Origin of the sequence: Chroococcidiopsis sp. TS-821, from assembly GCF_002939305.1 — a bacterium.
GTDB lineage: Bacteria > Cyanobacteriota > Cyanobacteriia > Cyanobacteriales > Chroococcidiopsidaceae > Chroogloeocystis.
The window spans coordinates 514,303-535,934 of sequence record NZ_MVDI01000002.1 but is presented as its reverse complement, the minus strand read 5'-3'; the positions used below and the strand labels follow the sequence as shown (position 1 = coordinate 535,934).

20 protein-coding genes and 1 tRNA gene are annotated in these 21,632 nt (G+C 43.5%); 12 read left to right on the top strand and 9 right to left on the bottom strand.

Translation table 11 applies throughout. From position 1 onward, the window contains the following. Window positions 1-15: 15 nt before the first annotated feature. The 4 genes from B1A85_RS10070 to B1A85_RS10055 all read right to left on the bottom strand — a co-directional run bounded on the left by B1A85_RS10070 (window position 16) and on the right by B1A85_RS10055 (window position 7,197). A complete protein-coding gene (locus B1A85_RS10070; protein ID WP_104546755.1) occupies window positions 16-3,411 on the bottom strand; it encodes an EAL domain-containing protein in 3,396 nt (1,131 codons plus the stop codon). Between the two features lie 622 nt (window positions 3,412-4,033). After that, window positions 4,034-4,537, bottom strand: a complete 504-nt coding sequence (locus B1A85_RS10065; protein WP_104546754.1) for a hypothetical protein — start codon at window positions 4,535-4,537, stop codon at window positions 4,034-4,036. Between the two features lie 82 nt (window positions 4,538-4,619). Then, a complete protein-coding gene (locus B1A85_RS10060; RefSeq protein ID WP_104546753.1) occupies window positions 4,620-6,791 on the bottom strand; it encodes a pentapeptide repeat-containing protein in 2,172 nt (723 codons plus the stop codon). A gap of 58 nt (window positions 6,792-6,849) precedes the next feature. Beyond that, window positions 6,850-7,197, bottom strand: a complete 348-nt coding sequence (locus B1A85_RS10055) for a hypothetical protein (RefSeq protein WP_104546752.1) — start codon at window positions 7,195-7,197, stop codon at window positions 6,850-6,852. Window positions 7,198-7,509: 312 nt separating this feature from the next. On the opposite strand from B1A85_RS10055, the gene B1A85_RS10050 reads away from it, so the two are divergent. After that, window positions 7,510-7,941 (top strand): hypothetical protein, encoded by a 432-nt coding sequence (locus B1A85_RS10050; RefSeq protein WP_104546751.1) that lies wholly within the window; start codon window positions 7,510-7,512, stop codon window positions 7,939-7,941. 33 nt (window positions 7,942-7,974) lie between these two features. Here B1A85_RS10050 and B1A85_RS10045 read toward each other — a convergent pair whose 3' ends face one another. The 3 genes from B1A85_RS10045 to petB all read right to left on the bottom strand — a co-directional run bounded on the left by B1A85_RS10045 (window position 7,975) and on the right by petB (window position 9,794). After that, complete coding sequence (locus tag B1A85_RS10045) at window positions 7,975-8,349, bottom strand: hypothetical protein (RefSeq protein ID WP_104546852.1); 375 nt, start codon at window positions 8,347-8,349, stop codon at window positions 7,975-7,977. Between the two features lie 191 nt (window positions 8,350-8,540). Then, complete coding sequence (gene petD, locus B1A85_RS10040) at window positions 8,541-9,023, bottom strand: cytochrome b6-f complex subunit IV (protein ID WP_104546750.1); 483 nt, start codon at window positions 9,021-9,023, stop codon at window positions 8,541-8,543. Window positions 9,024-9,125: 102 nt separating this feature from the next. After that, entirely contained in the window at window positions 9,126-9,794 is a 669-nt protein-coding gene (gene petB, locus B1A85_RS10035) for a cytochrome b6 (RefSeq protein WP_104546749.1), read from the bottom strand. 252 nt (window positions 9,795-10,046) lie between these two features. On the opposite strand from petB, the gene ctpA reads away from it, so the two are divergent. After that, on the top strand, window positions 10,047-11,294 hold the full coding sequence (gene ctpA, locus B1A85_RS10030; protein ID WP_104546748.1) for a carboxyl-terminal processing protease CtpA: 1,248 nt from the start codon (window positions 10,047-10,049) through the stop codon (window positions 11,292-11,294). A 140-nt stretch (window positions 11,295-11,434) separates the two neighbouring features. Here the strand turns inward: ctpA and B1A85_RS10025 are convergent, their stop codons facing one another. Further along, window positions 11,435-12,160, bottom strand: coding sequence for an MBL fold metallo-hydrolase (locus tag B1A85_RS10025; protein WP_104546747.1), 726 nt, complete (start codon window positions 12,158-12,160; stop codon window positions 11,435-11,437). 167 nt (window positions 12,161-12,327) lie between these two features. Here B1A85_RS10025 and B1A85_RS10020 point away from each other — a divergent pair, with 167 nt between their 5' ends. From B1A85_RS10020 to B1A85_RS10000, 5 genes are all read left to right on the top strand, one after another. After that, window positions 12,328-13,809, top strand: a complete 1,482-nt coding sequence (locus B1A85_RS10020; protein WP_104546746.1) for a site-2 protease family protein — start codon at window positions 12,328-12,330, stop codon at window positions 13,807-13,809. A gap of 87 nt (window positions 13,810-13,896) precedes the next feature. Then, window positions 13,897-15,264, top strand: coding sequence for an FADH(2)-oxidizing methylenetetrahydrofolate--tRNA-(uracil(54)-C(5))-methyltransferase TrmFO (trmFO, locus tag B1A85_RS10015; protein ID WP_104546745.1), 1,368 nt, complete (start codon window positions 13,897-13,899; stop codon window positions 15,262-15,264). Between the two features lie 248 nt (window positions 15,265-15,512). Next, a complete protein-coding gene (locus tag B1A85_RS10010) occupies window positions 15,513-15,977 on the top strand; it encodes an Lrp/AsnC family transcriptional regulator (protein ID WP_104546744.1) in 465 nt (154 codons plus the stop codon). Continuing rightward, complete coding sequence (locus tag B1A85_RS10005; protein WP_210404344.1) at window positions 15,977-16,477, top strand: LysE family translocator; 501 nt, start codon at window positions 15,977-15,979, stop codon at window positions 16,475-16,477. The genes B1A85_RS10010 and B1A85_RS10005 overlap by 1 nt, the downstream gene beginning before the upstream one ends. A gap of 203 nt (window positions 16,478-16,680) precedes the next feature. Further along, a tRNA-Arg gene (locus B1A85_RS10000) sits at window positions 16,681-16,753 on the top strand. A 57-nt stretch (window positions 16,754-16,810) separates the two neighbouring features. Here B1A85_RS10000 and mug read toward each other — a convergent pair. Next, on the bottom strand, window positions 16,811-17,359 hold the full coding sequence (gene mug, locus B1A85_RS09995) for a G/U mismatch-specific DNA glycosylase (protein ID WP_104546851.1): 549 nt from the start codon (window positions 17,357-17,359) through the stop codon (window positions 16,811-16,813). Window positions 17,360-17,433: 74 nt separating this feature from the next. On the opposite strand from mug, the gene nudC reads away from it, so the two are divergent. From nudC to B1A85_RS09970, 5 genes are all read left to right on the top strand, one after another. After that, window positions 17,434-18,252, top strand: a complete 819-nt coding sequence (nudC, locus tag B1A85_RS09990; protein WP_104546743.1) for an NAD(+) diphosphatase — start codon at window positions 17,434-17,436, stop codon at window positions 18,250-18,252. A 319-nt stretch (window positions 18,253-18,571) separates the two neighbouring features. Further along, window positions 18,572-19,822, top strand: a complete 1,251-nt coding sequence (locus B1A85_RS09985; RefSeq protein WP_210404342.1) for an RNA-guided endonuclease TnpB family protein — start codon at window positions 18,572-18,574, stop codon at window positions 19,820-19,822. Then, window positions 19,822-20,052, top strand: coding sequence for a nuclear transport factor 2 family protein (locus B1A85_RS23895; RefSeq protein ID WP_104546742.1), 231 nt, complete (start codon window positions 19,822-19,824; stop codon window positions 20,050-20,052). The genes B1A85_RS09985 and B1A85_RS23895 overlap by 1 nt, the downstream gene beginning before the upstream one ends. A 268-nt stretch (window positions 20,053-20,320) precedes the next feature. Then, window positions 20,321-21,133, top strand: a complete 813-nt coding sequence (locus tag B1A85_RS09975) for a hypothetical protein (protein WP_371681650.1) — start codon at window positions 20,321-20,323, stop codon at window positions 21,131-21,133. A 7-nt stretch (window positions 21,134-21,140) separates the two neighbouring features. Further along, complete coding sequence (locus B1A85_RS09970) at window positions 21,141-21,626, top strand: hypothetical protein (protein ID WP_104546740.1); 486 nt, start codon at window positions 21,141-21,143, stop codon at window positions 21,624-21,626. The last annotated feature ends 6 nt before the right edge of the window (window positions 21,627-21,632 follow it).

Genomic DNA, 21,632 nt, shown 5'->3' with positions numbered 1-21,632 from the left:
ACTTCCTTGCACTTTTTACACCCACGTACATTCTAATTTGGCAGCAATTAAAGCTTCCGTAGCTTGAGCATCAAGCGGACGCGAAAATAAGAAGCCTTGCCCAAATTGACATTTAAGTTCTTGCAGGAGGTTGGCTTGTTCAGGAGTCTCTACTCCTTCGGCGATAACATCAATGCCTAACGTTGCTGCTAGAGCAATCACTGTATTGACAATTTTGCTTTTTTCCCAATCAGTATTAAAGTCCTTAATGAAGGATTTATCAATTTTTAAGGTGTCAATTGCAAAGCGGTGTAAATAGCTCAATGATGAGTACCCAGTGCCAAAATCATCAATTGATAAACCAATTCCTAATGCTTGCATTTCTCTCAACATGCTAGCCACTAAATCAGCATTTTCTACAAGCGTACTTTCGGTAATTTCCAGCTTTAAATCGCGGGCGTTGAGTCCTGTTTCTTGCAAAATTTGCCTGACTTGCGTTACTAAATCGAGTTGGCGAAATTGTTTAGGCGATATATTAACGCTAATTTTTAAATTACGCGCTGTAGCAAATTTTTGCTGCCATTCATGCATTTGACGACAAGCTTCGCGCAGTACCCAAGTGCCAATTTGAATAATTAAGCCAGTCTCCTCTGCTACCGGAATAAACTCTCCTGGAGAAATAAATCCTTGTTCTGGGTGCCAAAGCCGGATCAGTGCTTCAAACCCAACTAACTCTCGCGTTTCCAAATTGACAATTGGTTGATAATGTAGCTGAAATTCTTGACGTTCGATTGCACGGCGGAGGTACGTTTCTATTTGTAAGAGTGCCACTGCTTGCGCGTGCATACTTGTATCAAAAACGGCATATCGTGCTTTACCCAATCCTTTGGCACGGTACATCGTTGTATCAGCATCTCGTAATAAATCTTCGGGTTTTTCATAACCTGTTGTACTAAACGCAATGCCAATACTTGCTGAGGTAAAAACTTCGTGTCCTTCAAAGTTAAATGGTAAAGCTAATGCGTTTTGAATGCGTTCGGCAATTTGCGTAGCATCTTCTACTTTGCGAATATTTTCTAGTAAGATGGTAAACTCGTCACCGCCAAGACGCGCAACGGTATCTTCAGGGCGCACGCACATTTTAAGGCGACGCGCGATCGCAATCAATAACTGATCGCCAATCAAATGACCCAAACTATCATTCACCACCTTAAAGCGGTCAAGATCTAAAAATAACACCGCAAACGAATAATGTTCTTGCTGTCGGGCACGTTCTATGCTTTGCTCTAACTGTTCGGTGAATAACAGGCGATTCGGTAATCCGGTTAAAGCATCGTGGAATACTTGATGTAACAATTCCGTTTCTGCGGCTTTGCTTGCTGTAATATCAGCTTGCGAACCTGCAAGGCGATAAGGTTTACCATCGCGATCGCGCACTGCTAATCCGCGACTGAGCATCCAGCGATAATTACCATCTTTGTGTAAAATTCGGTATTCTTTTTCTAGTTGCGGTGTTTGTGCTTGTAAATGCGATGCGATCGCCGCTTTTAGTTGGTCAACATCTTGAGGATGTACTAAATTAAACCAGCTTTCCACCGAGTTTCCAACTTCTTTTTCTTGATAACCCAACATCGATTTCCAACGCGGAGAAAAATAAACTTCATTGGTGTTTAAATCCCAATCCCATAGTCCGTCGTTAGTACCACGCGTAGCCAGTGCATACCGTTCTTCGCTTTCACGCAAAGCTTCCTGAATTTCTCGGCGTTGTTCTTCCACTCCAATTGCTGCGGCAATAATCCCAATAATCTTTTTATCCGCTTCATTTAAAATTAGATTGTGCTGATATGCACAAAGTGCACCAATAATTTTCTCCTTAGATTTGACCGCTTGACAGATATAAGTTTTGACTTCATGCGTCAATATCTTTAGATTTGTGTTGGTGTCCTGTGAGCTTTGTGGAGTGTGACGGCTATAACTATCTTCGCAGCATTGCTGAATTAACTGAGAAAAAATACTGTCATAAGTATTTCCCTCCAGCTTATCTTCCAAAGCTTGCCATTGTCCTACCAAACATGCTTTTGCCTTTTCTAACCGATAGTATCTAGCACTTACTGCCTTTAAAAGTTCACCACAAAGCGTAGTTAGTCGATAAATGTTTGCTGTTGGATCTGTACCAAAACTTAAAAAGCATTCGTTAATCTTTGCAAGCCTTGCTTGACTTTGCTTGCGCTCTGTTATATCTTGTGCTACGCAAACAACCCCTTGAAATTTCCCTTGCTGATTATACATGGCTGTAGCTGAAAATGATACAAGTTTCCGATTGCCTGTGTTCGTTAGCCAGTACGTTTCAAAGATTTCTATCTTACCTTTGCTGACAATTTTCTCAGCGCTTAATTCATCTAAATTCTCTTCTGAAGAAAACAAAGTTGTAATTTGTTTTCCAATAATTTCATTAGGGGCAATTTCTAAAATTTTAGCTGTAGCTGGATTAATTCTTAGAATAACTAAGTTTGTATCTAAAACAATCAAAGCATCAGCCATAAATTCAATAATGCTATCTACATAAGATTTGGATACCATTGTTGTATTCAAATCATCCAGCATTTGATTAAAAGCAGTAGCTAAAACTCCGATTTCGTCTTGATTCTTAATATTTACTCTTGTAGTAGTTTCTCCTTCACTTACTCTATTTGCTGCTTGAGTGAGCTTAATTAATGGCTTAGCAATTGAACGCGAAATAAATGAGCCTAAGCCCAGTGCAGAAGCAAAGGCTAAGGCAGTTGATAAGAGTATGAGGATATTTGCGCGATTAATTGCTCCTTCAACCTGTTGAACTTCAGCTAAAAGTTCTCCTCTCGCATCATGATTATATTCAACAATTAAGGGTATTAACTTTGTTTCAAAGTGAGGTTCTAGTTCTTGTTTAAAAAAAACAGCAGCTAGTTCAATATCTTGATTGACTAGATTAAACAAATGAATAATGTTTGTTTTATGTATCAAAAAAACAGATTCTATTTTCTTTAACTCTTCTAATTCTTTTTCTTCTTTTAAACGCTTTTGTCCATCTAGCGCAGCAAGTTCTATTCCATTGAGCGTTGCCTGTTCACTTAAGTCTAGGTACTTACTAACTTTTGCCAAATCTTGTAAGACTATTTTTTTTAAAGTTTGTATTTCAGTTTGATTTGCTTCTGATTTTTCTATATGATAACTAATTTGATGCTTCTTTTCTAAAAGCTCTCGCAATTTAGCTTGTATTTGCTGCAATACTAGTGAAACTTCAGTTGAGCTGACAAACTCTTCTAATGAACTTTGTGTAACTTGGTCGATACTATACCTAACTCTTAGATTATTTAATAAAGAAATACTACTAGTGGCTCCTAATAAGAAAGAAGCACCTAAAAAAGCACAAATTAATTTTTGCTTGAGATTCATGCGGTTATTGATTTAGCAATATTTCTATTAAAAGGAGTTGCTATCAACATAAATTAATAAGATTTAAATTGAGCAAATTGCGAGTCAATATAGAAATGATGCTTGACGTCTGAAATTTTATATGTTAACTAATATTTTGCTTTAACTTTGTATAGTATTAAGTCTTTATATTTTTGCTTTCATAATGATTGTTATGGGGAGAGTAGTGGCACTGTATATAATAAATATTTCTTAACGACTATAATTTCAACGATAAAAATACTGAATTTCTTAAAGATTCTCAGATTCAACCTAAATTGAGATAATCGCGATGAGATACTACGATTGTCATTCGCGCTAAGCAGAGCTTTGTGATTTATACTTCAAGCTCTGATAAAGTCAATGTTTGGTGTGAGAAGGTAATTTAAACTTAAAGTTTTAGCGATAGAGTTTGAAGTTTGTTATATTAACCGAGATGCGAACTTGAGATAATTAAAGTTGTAAGACTTGAGAAAACCTGCATCGGACTGAGCTTTTTTAGATGTAGTCCTTGTCACGTTAATAACGATTTACTGCTCCTGAGGGGTATGTAAGGAGCAGCACTTACCATTATCCTGAACTTAAGCGGAAAGACAACGGCGAGTTATCGAAATCTCAAACCAACTCCGCCTTGAATGGATATCGCGTTACCACCACCATTACGGAAAGCATCAAACGCAATTACTGCATTACCAAATATAACCGTATTGCTATTAGGAACAACGTAATCAATTCCTGGTTGTAGCGCAAAGCTGACTCGATCTCCTACCGGAGAAGGTGTATTTCCGTTAGTAAAAACAATTCCAGCCCCAATATAGGCATCAGTTTGCCAACTTAGCGGAACATCATACGAAACCGTAGGAACAACAGCGGTATTATCGCCAATAAATGCCTGGGTCCGTAAAGAAAAAGGTGCTTCTAAAATTTTGTAACGTACCGCGATCGCACCACCAAGTTGACGACCATCACCGTCAGCGTCTCGACTTAATCCTACCGCAGGACCAACACCAACATAACTACCATAAGCTGCTTGTGCGATCGCTGGTTGTGCCACGCTGTTGATCAGTGCGATCGCACCCACTCCAGCAAGATAATTCAAACGTTGCATGATTCACCACTCCTCACATTAATCAGGGCTAGGGCTTTCCATACAGGAAAGTTACTACTAGCCACTCATCACCAATCTTCTCTCAGGGACAACGGGGATGACGACCACCCTGCGTACAAATATACGCTAGTTGTTTTGCATCTAAATTCTTCGCATTGCTAAAATCAACACCCTCAACAATCGCGGAAAGCATTGCTTCGGGAGGGGCTTGAATAAATTGATCGGGAGATGGCGACTTAAAAAGAATTGCGCCTTGCATATCAGTTTGAACTAACTGCGCGCCGCGTAAATCTGCTTTTCTCAAATCTGCGTTACGCAAGTTGGTATTTTGCAGCTGGGCACTGCGAAAACTGACGCCACTCAATCGCGAATCACTCAAGTCAGCATCTTTCAAATTGGCGTGACTGAGATCTGCACCGGATAGATCGGCGCCGCGCCAGTCAGAGGCTGTTGCATTAGCGTATTGTAGTTGCGCACCCAAAGCACTTGCACGACCTAATCTCGCTGCGCGCAGATTCGCACGTGATAAATTTGCGGCGGCTAAATCAGTACCTGTCAAACTGGCGTTTTCTAATACGACATCTTGTAAGTTAGCTCCAACAATTTGCGTACTACTGAGATTAGCACCCATCAAGTTTGTGCCAACAAGATTCGCGCGGTTAAGAATTGCGTGGGTGAGATTTGCGCCGCGCATCGCGGTGCGGCTGAGGTTAGCTTCTGTCAAGTTCGCGGCTTTAAGTTGTGCTTCACTCAAGTCGGCAATGCGATCGTCAGCAGTGTTCCAGCGGCGATCTTCACCTGCAGATTGCCATTGCGTACCGCGAAAACTTCCTTGGTTGAGGTTGGCACCGCGCAGTTGAATTCCTGATAAATTGACATTATCAAGAAAGAGGGAGAAGGGAACAGCTGAATCAGTTAAGTTTTCTCCCAAAATTGTTCGGCTTAAGTCAACGCCGTTGAGATTACCGCTATAGATACTCAGGAGATTGGCGATCGCGCGTTGCGTTGCTTGCAGACGTTGTTGATGTAGCGTGAGTTCTTCAGGTTTACTGCTGTAGCGCACGTAGTCTAACGCATTAGCTATAGACTGATTTGAGCGCCGTAAATGTGGGATGACGCGTAGCCCAGCACTTGCGATTGTTTGTTGAATCGTATCCAGCAAAAGCGGATCTGTTTCTTGTCCTAACAGATCGACAAGCATTTGTAGGGCTTGCGGATCGTTGAGTGTTCCCAGGGCGGTAATTGCCTTGCGACGTTCCTCGAAAGTTGTGGGCGCGCTGTCACTCAGTTTTTGCACTAATGCTAAAAATTGTTGGCTGTTTTGCTGTCTCAGCTGACGCTGGTTTGCTTGTGTTTGGATGTAAACTTGAGTGCCGACTAAAGTACCGAGGACGGCTGCCATACTGCTAAGGGTGATAAACAGTAGCGCAAAGCTAGGGTTGCGCCGCATCCAACGCCACCAGTTGGGTTTTTGGCGTTTGTGGGGTGGTATGGCTGTTGCCATTGCCACAGTTGGTACGATAGGACGTGAGGCATAATAAGGTGCATACTGCGGAATCAATGGACTAGTTGCGGGGCGTAAATTACCGAGCAGCGCCGCGTAGCTGCGATTGGCATCCATCACGTAAGTTCCTGCCAAAAAATCGTGCCAGCAGCGACGGTAACGGTTAAATCGCGCGGTGAAGCCTTCTCCAAGAACTGTCAGCAGCGAAAATCCGGCTAACATGCCCAGCGAAGGAAACGCACCGCTCAAGTGCCACAACGCATAGGCAACTAGCAGTGGTAAGCCCCAAGCGCCGACAACTTCGCGCAGCAGGATACGTCGCATTCCCGCAGGATTTCCCGCAACAGTTACAACACGTACGCCAAACCAGCGTTTTGGTAGAGTGCTACCGGTTTTAGCGAGCAGATACAACTGCCAACTACTCAGGATAATTGGGGTAACTAACGCTCCTGTCCAAAGCCAATTAGTGAGTGGGGCAACTTGTTGCGTGCGGTTACTGGGCGACAGTGCCAAGGTTGTCGCGATCGCATCTTTTGCAGTTGCGAGTACTGGATTTATCGGTTGCTTTTCTTCGGTGCGTGCTTGAACATAAACTCCTAACCCAAAAGGAGCTATAGCACTTGTCATAATTAAAGTTACTTCGACTGTCCAAGCCGCAAAGCGCCTCGTTACGAGTGGCAAGGGTTTCGATTTTTCTTGCCCCGAACGGCGATCGCGATTGACACTTCTCCTCACAGTTGAGTTTGCCATCACATCACATCCCTTTTGACTTTTTGTTTAGACATACGAGCGATCGCCAACACAAATCTCATTCGTTTTGATCTGAAGTCCGCGCCAACACGAACTGATAGACAAAGTATAATAGCACTGCCAAAAATGCCAAGCTAATGACAGCAGCGACAAGTTTAACGACGGCACGCAAGACGGCAAGCCCAACGACAAGTCCGACGGCGACGACAATCAGCTTTCCGATATTCGACAACCCACGAAACCAATTGACAAAGCGATAAAGTCCCGTAGGTACAACTAAGGCGCGATTCGTAGGCGATACAGGTGTTTGTGGTTCGACAACAACAGGTGATGAGGTAGAAGAATTTAACTCTGCCTCAATTTGTTGCAGTCGTTGTTCTAATTCCTGCTCAGGTTGAGAGTTCATTTTTATTTCCGCTGCACTGCTTGCATGATGTTATACGAAAGCACTTGCTTCGGCACATCATGTTTTAGCGACATCTTAGCGGAAATTAAGCTTTTACATACTACGATTGCCGCAAAAAAGCAAACTAATTTCACATAAACAATACAAATGCTATTTTGGCTACTTCAGAAAGTGGCATACATCGTTCCATAATAATTTTTTGCCTTTGTAGAATGAAGTAACAAAAGAAACTAGCAATAATACCCAATCGCTTTGAAAAACTAAGTCAAAATGGACGTTCGATCTTGTGGAAACAGTCGGAGCAAAATGAAGATGAAGACACGTAGAAATTGGCTGGTTGTTCCCACAGCGTTAGCCGCTAATTTACTTTTCACGACTACTGCGCTGGCTGATGCACCTGTCGTCAAAATCGCGCCCAACTTCCAGCCCGATCCGATTGTGGTGCAAGGAACGTCTGGGGGTGCGAAAAATAGTAATTGCGGTAACATCTCTAGTACACCTAGTCAAGTTATCCAAGTAACACAACCGTTACCGTACTTACAACTACAAGTGAAAACTGAAGGGCAACCAACACTGCTGATTGAAGGGCCAGGAGGGCGCTTTTGCGTACTCGCCGATCAGTTCTCTGGCGGAAGTGCTCAAATATCTGGCTTTTGGCAACCTGGGAGATACTCAATCTACATTGGTGAAAGATCGCAAGCAAGACATCCTTATACGCTATCGATTTCGCAAACAAAAAAATAATCGCTGTCCCTTGCGGGGCGATCGCGTTGCTACTCAGTCTTCAACTTGCTGACTTTTAACTTCAACCGCTTGGACTTCAATTGTTCCAGGGGGTGTCAAGCGGTGAAAATGACCTTGCTCAACTTTCAGAGGTTCGCCACAGCTAGGACACTGTAATTGAGTTTTGTTTAACCCTGTAAACTCATAGCGGCATACAGGACACTTATCTTGAATTAAGTTACGCGCAAGCCACCACCGAAAACCGACAAAGGCAATGACTGGTGCAAGCAGCAGTAGCCCAAATAAAATTAAAAACGAATTAACTAACCAGCCCAACCCGACTGCGCCTAATAGCCAAATCACCGCAAAGATCGCTAGCCAGCGGGCTATGTTCCCTAAAGTAAATTGTAGTGATGAATTTAATCGCATTTTTTTATCCGGCTCTGCCTCTAGGATAGCTAGTTCTGGCAAATGATCAACGGTAGCTTGCACAGTAACTAATTAAACCTGATTTCTGAGCTGTGCTTTATAACAAATAACGCCTGTAAATGTTTCTTGCCCAGTACCTTAGTACTTAAGAAGAAACTTACAGGCGTCACGAGCGCGATCGCTCGGCTAGATTAGAACAAACCTAGTGTAAAAGACTTATCAATAGGGAATGTAGCACCAATTCCAAGCCAAAGCGTTACCAAAGTACCAATCATGAATACTGTGGTGGCAACTGGACGACGGAAGGGATTTTGAAATTTATTTACGTTCTCAATAAACGGTACTAAGATCAAGCCCAACGGTACAGATGCCATTGCTAGCACGCCTAGTAGTTTATTGGGAACCGAGCGGAGAATTTGGAATACAGGGTACAAGTACCACTCAGGTAAAATTTCTAGCGGTGTCGCAAAGGGGTTAGCTGGCTCGCCTACCATTGCTGGGTCTAAAACCGCAAGCGCAACGATGCAAGCACCAGTTCCTAAAATCACGACAGGGAAGATGTACAGTAGGTCATTAGGCCAAGCTGGTTCGCCATAGTAGTTATGACCCATGCCCTTGGCTAGTTTTTCGCGCAATTTTGGATCGCTAAGATCCGGTTTTTTCAATGTTCCCATTGTTAAGAGTGCTCTCCTTTATCGGTGAGTCAAATAATTTATTTTAGATTTTGTGCCCAAGCAGCGGCAAACGCAAGGCTCGCCGCTTGCTTAACGCTGCGATTACAATGGTCCAGAAATGCCTTGTTTGCGAATCATAATAAAGTGCAGCAGCATGAAGACCGCAGTCAACCATGGCAGCACAAAGGTATGAGCGCTGTAGTAACGAGTTAAGGTTGCTTGACCGACACTCGAACCACCACGCAGTAGATCGGAAATCAAGGTTCCCACAACTGGAATTGCTTCGGGTACGCCGCTAACGATCTTTACTGCCCAGTATCCAATTTGATCCCAAGGTAAAGAGTAACCAGTGACACCAAATGAAACCGTTAGCACCGCCAGAACGACACCTGTGACCCAGGTAAGTTCTCTAGGTTTTTTAAATCCGCCAGTTAGGTAAACGCGGAAGATATGCAGGATCATGATCAGAACCATCATACTGGCAGACCAGCGGTGAACCGAGCGGATTAGCCAGCCGAAGTTTACCTCAGTCATCAGTGCCTGTACGGAGGTGTAGGCTTCCGCGACTGTTGGCTTGTAATAAAATGTCATGGCAAATCCAGTTGCAAACTGGATTAAAAAGCAAGTTAATGTCATCCCGCCGAAGCAGTAGAAGATATTGACGTGGGGCGGGACGTACTTGCTTGTAACGTCTTCAGCAAGTGCCTCAATTTCTAGACGTTCTTGAAACCAATTGTAAAGTTTTGAGTCGGTTACCTGCTTGGTAAACATGAAGCAAGAGTTCCTAAGAATAGATTGCGGTTGATAAAACTCCCAGTCTTAAACAAGAATGGAGAGGCTATGTCGTGTGGCAATTACTGGAAATCCAGTTTTTTAAAATAAGGGCAACTGAGAGCAGTTGCAGGTGCTTTGCGTACTTTCCCCAATGAGGGTCAGCAGATAGGTTTGACTGCACTCGTACTATAAAAAAAGTAACATAATCGAGAGAAGGATTTCATAATTCGGGGCGGCAACCAAGGTTAGATGCGCGTGATGTGTAAAAAAGTATTTCAGATTGGGCTATTAGCAATTTTGCCAATTTTGCTAGCTGTGACTTGTTGGGTGCAACCAGCAGCCGCATTGACTGAAGAACAAAAGCTGGTGTCTGAAGCTTGGCGAATCGTTAATCGCGTGTATCTGGATGACACTTTTAATCATCAAAACTGGTCAAAACTACGGCTGAATACAATCAAGCAGCCTCTCAAAGACCGCGAAGCGGCATATGAAGCGATTCAAAAGATGCTCGCTAGTTTGGACGATCCGTTCACGCGATTTTTGAAGCCAGAGCAGTATCGTAGTTTACAGGTGAATACCTCAGGGGAATTAACAGGTGTTGGCTTACAGATTGCGCTGGAGCCAAAAACTGGTCAGTTAGAGGTTGTCGCGCCGATCGCGGGTTCTCCAGCAGAAAAAGCAGGAATTCGCCCCCACGATCGCATCCTCGCCATTGACGGCGTTTCGACAACAGAACTCACCCTCGATGAATCCGCTGCTCGCATGCGCGGTCCTGTTGGAAGTAAAGTTTCTTTGGTGCTGCAACGGGCGCAAGATAAGGAAAGTACCGAAATTGAACTTGTGCGATCGCGGATTGAATTAAATCCTGTTGTTGCTGAGTTACGCAATGTTACAGATGACCTGAAAATTGGTTATCTTCGCTTAACACAATTTAATGCGAATGCCACCGCAGAACTTGCGCATGCGATCGCCAATCTGGAAAATCAAGGCGCGAATGCTTATATTCTCGATCTCCGTAACAATCCAGGCGGTTTGTTGCAAGCCGGTATTGAAATTGCGCGTTTGTGGTTAGATGAAGGCACAATTGTTTACACCGTTAACCGCCAAGGTATCCAAGGCAGTTTTGAAGCGTTTGGCTCAGCGATAACGCAAGATCCGCTCGTCGTTTTAGTTAATCAAGGAACCGCGAGTGCAAGTGAAATTCTAGCAGGTGCACTACAAGATAACGGACGCGCCCAAGTTATTGGCGAAACAACCTTTGGTAAAGGCTTAATTCAGTCGCTGTTTAACTTGTCCGACGGGTCAGGATTGGCAGTGACTGTGGCTAAATATGAAACTCCGCATCATCGCGATATCAACAAACTCGGCATTACGCCTGACTTGGTTGTTCCACAAGAACCGATTACCCGCGAAAAAATAGCCACCGAAGCAGATCAGCAGTATTTAGCTGCGGTAGAACAGTTTATTACACATTCAGTTTTAGCTGGCAAGTCTTGAATTAGGGGTAAGGGGTGGGTACTAGTTTTGAGTTAAGCTCATTTATCATTATTTACTCTCCTGAGATCTCCTCTGCCCACGCCAGTCGCCTCAACGGGGGAAACCCCCGCACGGCGCAGGCTCCTCTGCTCCTTGCTCTTTCAAAGAGGGGCTTGCAACTGTACCAGTGCGGCTAAATCCAATGCCGCTAAGCGATGATATGCCCGATCGATGACTTTTTTACCACGAAGAAAGCCAGTATTCGCACCAGGACAAATATACTGGAGCGTTTCTGGAGTAAAACGCTGTAAAATTTTTTCTACACTATTGATTTGGCGTCGCCAGTGAAAGGTTTTGGCAGTGCGTAGCGGCATTGGCTCGCCTTGTTGATTTGGTAGCAAGTGGCGACCAGAAAATAAAATACCACCGTAATTTTGATAATAAAGGCACGCTGAACCAGGTGAATGTCCTGGTGTCCAAATACCTTGTATCGTTGGGCTAAGCGCGATCTCATCTTGAAACGACGTCAGTGAAATTCCTGGAAGTAAATAAGCTTCCTGTTCGTTGATCGCCACTTCGCAATTCAAAAAATTTTGAATTTCTTTAACGCTTTTGCTAATTGCACCTCGGTGCGTGAGAAACAACCACTTCACTCCCAAGAGGGATTGCAAAAATTGTTGAATATCTTCATTCCAAGGCGGACAATCGATCAGGATATTCCCATCGTTTTCTACAATAAGATAAGCGGTTCCTCCTAATGTGTCCCGATTAGGTGGAAAAGCAAAAATGTGGTTCCAAATAGCCTGTGGTGGTTTGGAGCGACTCGCCTGCTGAGGCAAGGTGTTTTGAGCGCTATGATTGGCAAGCTGTTCGGGATTTTGTGTCACTGGGCAGCGATTGGGATTAACAACGTTAGAAATATCGGCTTTTCGGGAAAAAGGTGTGTAGGTCTACTTGAGTAAAGGAACGAGGGAGTAGGATTTAGTCTCTCAATTCTTTATAGCTAAAGCAATTCTGACAAGTTGGACCAATTTTTAGATTAACGAAAATCAGCATGAACTTTTGGCTTCTCCTCCTCTTGGGAATTTTTACATACTTGATTGTGCAGCGCAGCGTAAAGCGGATTACACGCACACCAGTGTGGATTTTGTGGCTGGTGCTCATGACACCGGCGTTCATCTGGAGTGCTTGGACAGCTAGCGCTGGTTCCAATCAGCCGATTCCATTACCGTTAGTTATTGGACCATTTATTATTTGCCCAATTCTGTATTGGTTGCTCATCCAGTGGGGGCGTAGAGACATAAATTCCGCCTCAGCATCGCCAAATGAATCTCCACCGGAAACCACACCTGCGATCGCACAGAAAGCTGACCCCACACCACCACTGCGACCGATTGACTCTTCTGAAGAAAAGCAGCTGCGCGATTGTTTTCCTTGGTCGATATTTTACATTCATAATATCGAGTATCGACCCCAAGCCGTGATTTGCTACGGACAGTTGCGAACGACGCCAACCGCTGCTTACCAGCGAGTTAAAGAAAATATTCAAGCTCAATTTGGCGATCGCTTTCAGGTAGTCTTGCAAGAAGGTTTAAACGGCAAACCATTTTTTGCCTTAGTACCCAATCCCCAAATACGAGCAAATCGCGCTCAGCAAAAATTAACTCGTCCTGTTCTGGCGTTAGGACTGGTGCTCGCAACGCTTCTGACAACAACCATCGTCGGTGTGGAAATTGCAGGTGCCGACGTGACGACTATTAGTTCAGATCCTAGTATCTTACAGCAAGGATTACCGTATTCCCTGGCGTTAATGACAATTTTGGGAGTTCACGAACTGGGACACTACAGCGCAGCACGATACTACAAAATTCGCGCCACACTGCCTTACTTTATTCCCGTACCGTTTTTCTTGGGAACGTTTGGAGCGTTTATTCAAATGCGCAGTCCGGTTCCGAATCGTAAAGCATTATTCGATGTCAGTATTGCCGGTCCTGTCGCTGGATTTATCGCGACGATTCCCTTTTTGGTGTGGGGTTTAGCAAATTCTACAATCGTACAGCTGCCAGAACAACCAAGTTTATTCAACCCCGATGCATTAAACCCGAATTACTCGTTGCTACTCGCGCTATTGAGTAAGCTGATATTGGGTGCTCAACTAACAGCTAACACTGCGATCGACCTCCATCCCGTAGCGTTTGCTGGATTTTTGGGACTCGTCGTTACTGCACTAAACTTAATGCCTGTAGGACAACTTGATGGCGGACATATCGTTCATGCTATGTTTGGACAACGCAAAGCCATCGTTGTCAGTCAGATTGCGCGATTTTTGGTATTAGCACTTGCTTTACTACAGCCAGCATTTTTTCTGTGGGCAATTATCTTATTCTTCATGCCTATCTACGACGAACCTGCATTAAACGATGTCACCGAACTTGATAATTTACGTGACTTCTTTGGTCTACTTGCTTTGGCTGTGTTAGTAGTCATTGTTTTGCCAGTACCAAATGCGATCGCGCGGCTGTTGCAAATTGGTTAGATACGGTAATAGGTAACGGGTAATGGGTAATGGGAAAGATTACCTGCTTTACCATGCTGATTTGTGAAGAAAATTGGGGAGGGATTGATGCAAGAACCTATTCATGTTATAGGTGGCGGACTCGCAGGGACAGAAGCCGCATGGCAAATTGCCGCTTGGGGAGTGCCTGTCATTCTACATGAAATGCGCCCGACAAAGTTTAGTCCCGCCCATCACTCGCAAGAGTTAGCTGAGTTGGTGTGTAGTAATTCGTTTGGGGCGCAAGCAAGCGATCGCGCAGCTGGTTTATTACACGAAGAACTCCGCCGTTTGGGTTCGGTTGTGATTTCTAAAGCCGACGAACACGCGGTTCCTGCAGGTGGCGCATTAGCAGTGGATAGAGGACGCTTCAGCCACGATTTAACCGAAACTTTGGCAAATCATCCTTTAATCGAATTGCGGCGTGAAGAGGTAACAGAAATTCCGCGATCGGGCATTGTTGTCCTCGCAACGGGACCTCTCACTAGTCCTGCTTTAGCCGAAGAATTGCGGCGCTTCACAGGGATGGAATACCTCAGCTTTTTTGACGCTGCTAGCCCGATTGTGGTTGGTGAATCAATTAATCGCGATATTGCTTTTCTGGCTTCGCGTTACGATAAAGGCGATGCGGCGTATCTCAATTGTCCGATGAATCGCGAGCAGTATTTGCGATTTTGGCAAGAACTGCGTACAGCAGAACAAACTGAACTCAAAGACTTTGAACGCGAAACTGCAAAATTCTTTGAAGCGTGTTTACCGATTGAAGAGCTGGCGCGACGTGGTGAAGATACAATGCGCTATGGTCCTCTCAAGCCTGTCGGATTATTTGACGCCCGTCAAGGAGACTTCCGCGCGCCCGAAAATCAATCGAAGCGTCCTTATGCGGTGGTGCAACTGCGTCAAGAAGACAAAGCAGGTAAGCTGTGGAACATGGTAGGTTTTCAAACCAATCTCCGTTGGGGCGAACAAAAACGTATCTTTCAGCTGATTCCTGGGTTAGAAAACGCAGAATTTGTGCGATTGGGTGTGATGCACCGCAATACTTTTATCAACGCCCCAGAGTTACTTTTACCAACTTTGCAGTTTAAACACCGCGCGACTTTACTAGCTGCGGGACAGTTAATTGGTACAGAGGGTTATACCGCTGCAGCGGCTGGTGGTTGGTTAGCCGGAACAAATGCGGCGCAGCTAGCTTTGGGTAAAGAACCGTTAAAATTACCGCCAACAACGATGATGGGGGCTTTGTTTGAGTTTATTAGTTCTGCTTCCCCAAAGCATTTTCAGCCAATGCCTCCCAATTTTGGGATTTTACCCGACTTAGCAGAGAGAATTAGAAATAAGCAACAAAGGTACGGAATGTATCGCGATCGCGCTTTAAATGACCTGAGTTGCTGGCAGGTAGAGAATATACTACACAACACAGTTCAAGCTGTTTAAATATTATCGTTGGGAGTCGCAGACGCCTTCTGACTAAAGTCAGGGGCTACTGAAAAAAAAGTGTACTTCGTACACTACCAACAAGAATTTTAGCGGTCAGTCTGCAAAGGTGGATCTTGTTTGTGTAGCAGTGAATTCATGCGCCTAGATCTCGAATTATTAACTCTAAACATTTTATTTTAAGTTTTAAATTCACATCGCCTTTTTTAGTAAAGACTTTTCGGCTAAATGCTTTATATTATAAAGCTATGGACGAAATAGATCTGAAAATTATTGAGCAACTTATGGCTCAAGGTAGAATCACTTGGTCTGAACTTGCAGGAATTTTGGAACTGTCAGCCCCAGCGACAGCAGATAGGGTGCGTCGTCTTGAAGGTGGAGTTATTAAAGGCTATACAGCCATAGTTGACTCAGAAGCACTTGGTTATAGTCTGACTGCTTTTATTGCTGTCACCTTAGAACGCCCAGAACATCGAAGTACTTTTTTGCAAAGAGTCAACGACTTACCACAAGTACAAGAATGCCATCATGTCACTGGAGATGACGATTACTTACTTAAGGTACGCTGTCGCAATACTAAAGATTTAGAACGGTTGATTAGTGAATCACTCAAAGAATTACCAGGAATTGTGAGAACCCGCACCACAGTAGTTTTATCCACACTCAAAGAAACCGCAGCAATGCCTTTACCGCCAAATAATTCTATACACTAATGAATATCAGCTTGTTGCTGCAAGGTATGATTCTCGGCTTTTCGATTGCAGCACCAGTAGAACCAATTGGTGTACTGTGTATCCGACGCACTCTTGCACATGAGCGTACTACGGGTTTAGTTTCAGGTTTGGGTGTGGCGACGGCTGATGCTTTTTATGGTTGCATTGCTGGTTTTGGATTAACTCTAGTTTCCAATTTTTTAGTCAATCAGCAGTTATGGATTCGCTTAATTGGTGGAATCTTTCTCTTTTATCTTGGTATTAAAACATTCTTGAGTAAACCAGCAGAAGTTTCTGCTGCGGTTAAAAGTAATAGTCTATTTGGTAGTTATAGTTCTACATTGTTTCTGACATTAACTAATCCCGCAACAATTCTTTCATTCGCGGCGATTTTTGCAGGGTTGGGAGTGGTAGAAGGAAGTTATTTTGATGCAATAATCTTAGTGATGTGTGTTTATTGGTTCAGCTTTATGGTGGTTGTTTCTCAGTTTTGGGATTGATGTTTTGCAATCGCGCTTTTGTCGCAAAATTAAATAGTCAGTGGACTTTGGATAGGATTTGAAGCGGATCGCAAATGTTTGAACTCGCACTTTCAGCCAGCCCCAACCGGCTGAGATAGAGTGCAACTGCTGACCTGACAGACCATCGCATTAATTTAATCGCACCTCAAGCCCCAAGAAATGCTATGCTTTTATAGAGACAAGGGCATGTAGCTCAGTGGATAGAGCATCAGATTCCGGTTCTGAGGGTCGGGGGTTCGAATCCCTCCATGCTCGTAGCATATAAATCAGATCTTCTCTCTCTTGATTGGGAAAAACATGAGAGGGGGCTAGTTAAGCCTCAATTGCAACTAATAACTCTCGATACACGCGTTGCAGATCCGCAAGTTGATAATGGGCATTTAATCCACTAGGGTTAGGTAATACCCAAACGATCGCACCATGTAAATACTCATCTTGTTTCCCTATGGCAGCTTTGGGACGATTAAACGCGATGCGATAAGCGCTGATACCCAAAACGGCGAGAAATTGCGGTTGATATTGCTTTACTTTAGCAATTAACTGTTGTTGACCTTGAATGAGTTCTTCTGGGTGTAATTGATCGGCTCTTGCGGTGGCGCGATCGACAATATTTGTTAAACCATAGCCAAATTGCAGCAAATCGCGATCTTCAAAAGGCGAGAGTAATCGGTTTGTAAAACCTGCGCTGTGTAGCGATCGCCAAAAGCGATTTCCTGGACGCGCAAAGTGATGCCCCACAGCGGCACTATAAACGCTAGGATTAATACCACAGAACAAAACGCGCAAATTTGGGGCAATAATATCTGGAACCGTCTTCCCCGTTGCGGCAATAATTTCTTCTGGAGTAGGTTTACGCTGCACAACTTGTCTACCCAATAGAGTTTTCTCGCGCTCAATCGCAGTGATACTATAAAGTCAATTGCCCTCTACTGACAATGCATCGTATCTTCATCCCTGGCATTGCCCCACCTGTACCCAATTCTGAACCCGCTTGGTGGTTTGCTTTTGTCGGCAATCGGTTGCTAGTTCGCCAGGAAGAAACAATTAGCCATATCCCTTATCTCGTTAGCTTAGAAGAAATTAACTTAACACCTGTACGCACGCAATTTCTGGGAACATTAGACAATCAACCGTGCTATTCAGCTGAATTACCTAAAGATGTACTCCTACCCGATGGCATGTCTTTGTGTGGACTGCGTGAATTGTATGGCACATTAGACGAAGACTTATTTATGCTCAGCGGTCGTGCGATTCAAATCGTTGAGTGGGATCGCACTCATTTGTATTGCGGACACTGCGCGACGCCGATGACACAACTACCGCACGAACGTGCTAAGCGTTGTCCTAGCTGTGGATTAGTCAATTATCCGCGTCTTTCACCTGCAATTATTGTCCTTGTCTCGCGTGGTGAAGAGTTATTGCTAGCCCGCGCGCATCGATTTCCTCCTGGGATGTACAGCATACTCGCTGGCTTTGTGGAACCAGGAGAATCTTTAGAAGAAACTGTAGTGCGGGAAGTGCGCGAAGAAGTTGGTATAGATATTACAGATATTCGCTATTTTGGATCGCAACCGTGGCCTTTTCCTAATTCATTAATGATTGGATTTACTGCGACTTATGCTCGTGGTGATATTACTATTGAACCGCAAGAGTTAGTCGATGCTGGTTGGTTTCACAAACACAATCTGCCAAAGCTTCCACCACCGTTAAGTATTGCTCGAAAACTGATCGACTGGTTTGTCGCAACACACTGAGGTACTTTAGAATGTGAGACTTCTCGATTAAGAAGTCGTTGGTACTTGACAATTAGTTGATTTTGTGAATAGACCGGTGATTTCATCCTTCACACTTTGGGAATATGTTATGGAAGCCGACTATTCACAGGAGGAACTTCTCCCTCCGTGAGTTTGAAGAGCGTTTGTTGCAACCAGATATACGAAATTCACCTAGGTATCGCAAGGATGCCCCCACCATAACGAAGTTTGGTGGTGGGAGGAATTGCAACCAATATATCAATTAAAAGTAGTGTAAAGCCTTGCACTACTTTTATCATTGTAGTGATATACTGAGTGCATGGAAACAATACTGACTATAAGTTGCAAGTTAATAGCCCAGGGTGACCAGGTTGCCAAACTAGATGCGACGCTGGTTAATTTCGCTGCTGCTTGCAACTGGATAAATCAGTCAGTAGACCCCAAGCTAACCAACAACGTCCGCATTCAATCCCTAGTCTACGAGCAGGTAAGGCAACAGTTCGACCTATCTGCAAACCTAGCCATTCGAGCCATTAATCGAGTAGCAGGAAATCGTAAGACGGCTAAACAAAAGGGCAAGTCTGTTAAAGACTTTAAACCGACTAGTGTTGATTACGATGCTCGAATATTTGCCTATAACGAGAAGAATCAAACAGTAAGTTTAAAGTTGGTAGGTGGTAGAGAGAAGTTTAAATTATCTTTAGGTAGCTATCAAATCGGTAAGCTTAAAGGGAAAAAGCCTACCTCTGCTACGTTGGTTAAAACAAAAAAGGGGGAATACTTCATCAACATTCAAGTTAAAGATGAAGCGCCCCAACCAATTGAATCGAAAGACGTTTTGGGTGTCGATTTAGGACGGACTGAGATATGTGTAACAACAAATGGGTTTAGAGCAAGTGGAAAACAAATAACTAAAATTAGAAACCATCATTCAAGACTGAGAGCGTCGTTGCAACAAAAAGCGTCTAAAGGCACAAGGAGTAGTCGGCGTAGATGTCGGCAACTCCTGAAACGGTTATCGGGCAAGGAACGACGCTTCCAAAAATATACTAATCATGTTGTCAGTAAAACTTTAGTCCAACAAGCTCTTGCCTCTAATTCTGTAATCGCATTAGAGAATTTAGAAGGCATTAGAGAAAGAACAAATCAGCTACCTCGCAGCAAGAAAGAACGAAGATTGTCTAACTCTTGGTCATTTTTTGAACTGAGACAATTTATAACTTATAAAAGCTTGGCTGCGGGAGTGGAGGTAGTATTAATTGATCCGCGATACACATCAAAAACCTGCCATTGTTGCAATGTAATTGGAGAACGTAACGGCAAGTCTTTTAAGTGTATTAATGTTGTTTGCAATTGGACTGGTGATGCTGACTACAATGGTGCAACTAATATTAAAAAACTTGGGGCTGTATTAGTAAACCAGCCTAGAGGTTCAGAACTATATTGTTCCTTGGAACAAGCGGAAACCCCCGTGCGCGGGTTCCCCGCGTTGAGGGGAGTTTCCAAGAGAGTGGTTCTAGGGCTACACAAAGCCCCCACTATAGTAACGAGCGGGTTCATCGTTGCTTAGTGGCGGGTAGTTTACCGCCAGATGTTGCAAACTTACTGGCTGATGAGTTCATTGAATTTGGAAGTTCAGGGCGCGTCTTTAATAAACAGCAAACTATTGCAAGTTTGCAACATAAATCTTTTGCTCGAATCTCTATTACCGAGTTCAATACGTCAGTTTTAGCAGTAGGTGTTATTATTGTTGACTTATTACGTAGCCAAGTACGATACTTCTACTGGACAATCAGTTAACTCGCTGCGAAGCTCTGTATGAAAGTTAACTAACGATCCGCTGGAAAATCGTCTTTCATCAAGGTACGCTAACAAGCGAACCATAGACGTAGTATCACAAATTAAATGTACTGGGAACATCCCCACCCGCCTGCGTTTTGAGCTATAAACCAAGCTCATAGAAAATTGATGCATTTTTTAACATGATTACTGATGACGCTACAATTCAAACCTCAGTACGCTAGATTTGAGAACTTGTAAAAATAATTAGGCTAAAGTCGCTATGCCAATGCGCAGAGCGGATCGTCGAACACCAAGTGATGACAACGCCCGCAACAATCCTGTCTCTAGAAGGGAGGAGCCTATTTCTTATCATGAGCTAAAACAGCAATTGATGACTGCTCGTTCCCAAAGAGATGAATTAAGAAAAGAAAACGAAAAAGCTATAACACAATTGAGTGTTATTGAGCAAAACCTCAAAACTTTTCAGTTGAAAGCTAATGAGTGGGAACAGCGTGCAACTCAAACGCATCAACTCTATGTAGCAGAGCAACAGAAGCATCAACAAACGCTTTGTCTTTATAATGCTGAAACTGCCAAAGTAACAGAATGGCTGACGAAGTATGAAGAGGCAAACGCTCAAAAGCAACAGTACCTGACTTTGTACAACGATGAGCAACAAAAGCATCAACAAACGCTCTGCCTTTATAACGAAGAAAAAGCACGAGCAACAGAATGGTTTACGAAGTATGAAGAGGCAAATGCTCAGAAACAGCAGTATCTAACTTTGTATAACGAGGTTAAAGAGCAACTTAAGTACGAACGCCGTTCAAAAGCAAGTATTAAAGGATGGGAAACGCGTCGTAAGCACGAAAATGAACGTTTAAAGCGAGAAATAGGTGAAATGAGCGTTTTATTACGCGAATCCCTTGTGAGAAAAGATGAAGCAGTGAACAACCTTTATATTCTTGCCGAGCGGATGGATCGAATTCAACAACTCGTTGATTCTGTTGAAGTTGAAGAAGCTACAAATACTCCGCTGAGTTTGCTACAGAAGCTCAAGCGCGTTTGGGTTGCTATCCAAGAAATTCTTGGTGAATAGAGAACTCATGAGTCAAGAACGACGACTATCCCCACAAACACGACGAAAACCAAAGCTGGGAGATCGAGTGCGTAGCATTGCCGATCAACTTAAGCAGGAAACTGAACTACAAATTAAAGCAACCTCGCGTATCCTTGGTGCAGCAGCGCAGATTGCCGAAAATCACGATCAACTCATTGATGAAGTTGTCAATATGGTTGAGGAGGATATCGAACAAAATCAAGCAAAATCAACTATTTATACAATTAATTCACTCAAGCAACAATTTAATACACTACGCGACGCTAAAGCTCACTTTGGACTGAAAGCCCATAGTTGGGTAGAGCTTGTCAATAAACTTAATAACTCATCTCCTTCAAGCTTAGTTTCTGGTAATTCGTTTAACTCTATTTCAGAACGTTTCGATGCTATTGAAAGCGAACTTAGAATGATGCGTGTTGAGATCGCTCAGATTTTGTCACTTTTAAAGCAGCTTGTGCATGAGCAAGAGTGATGCATC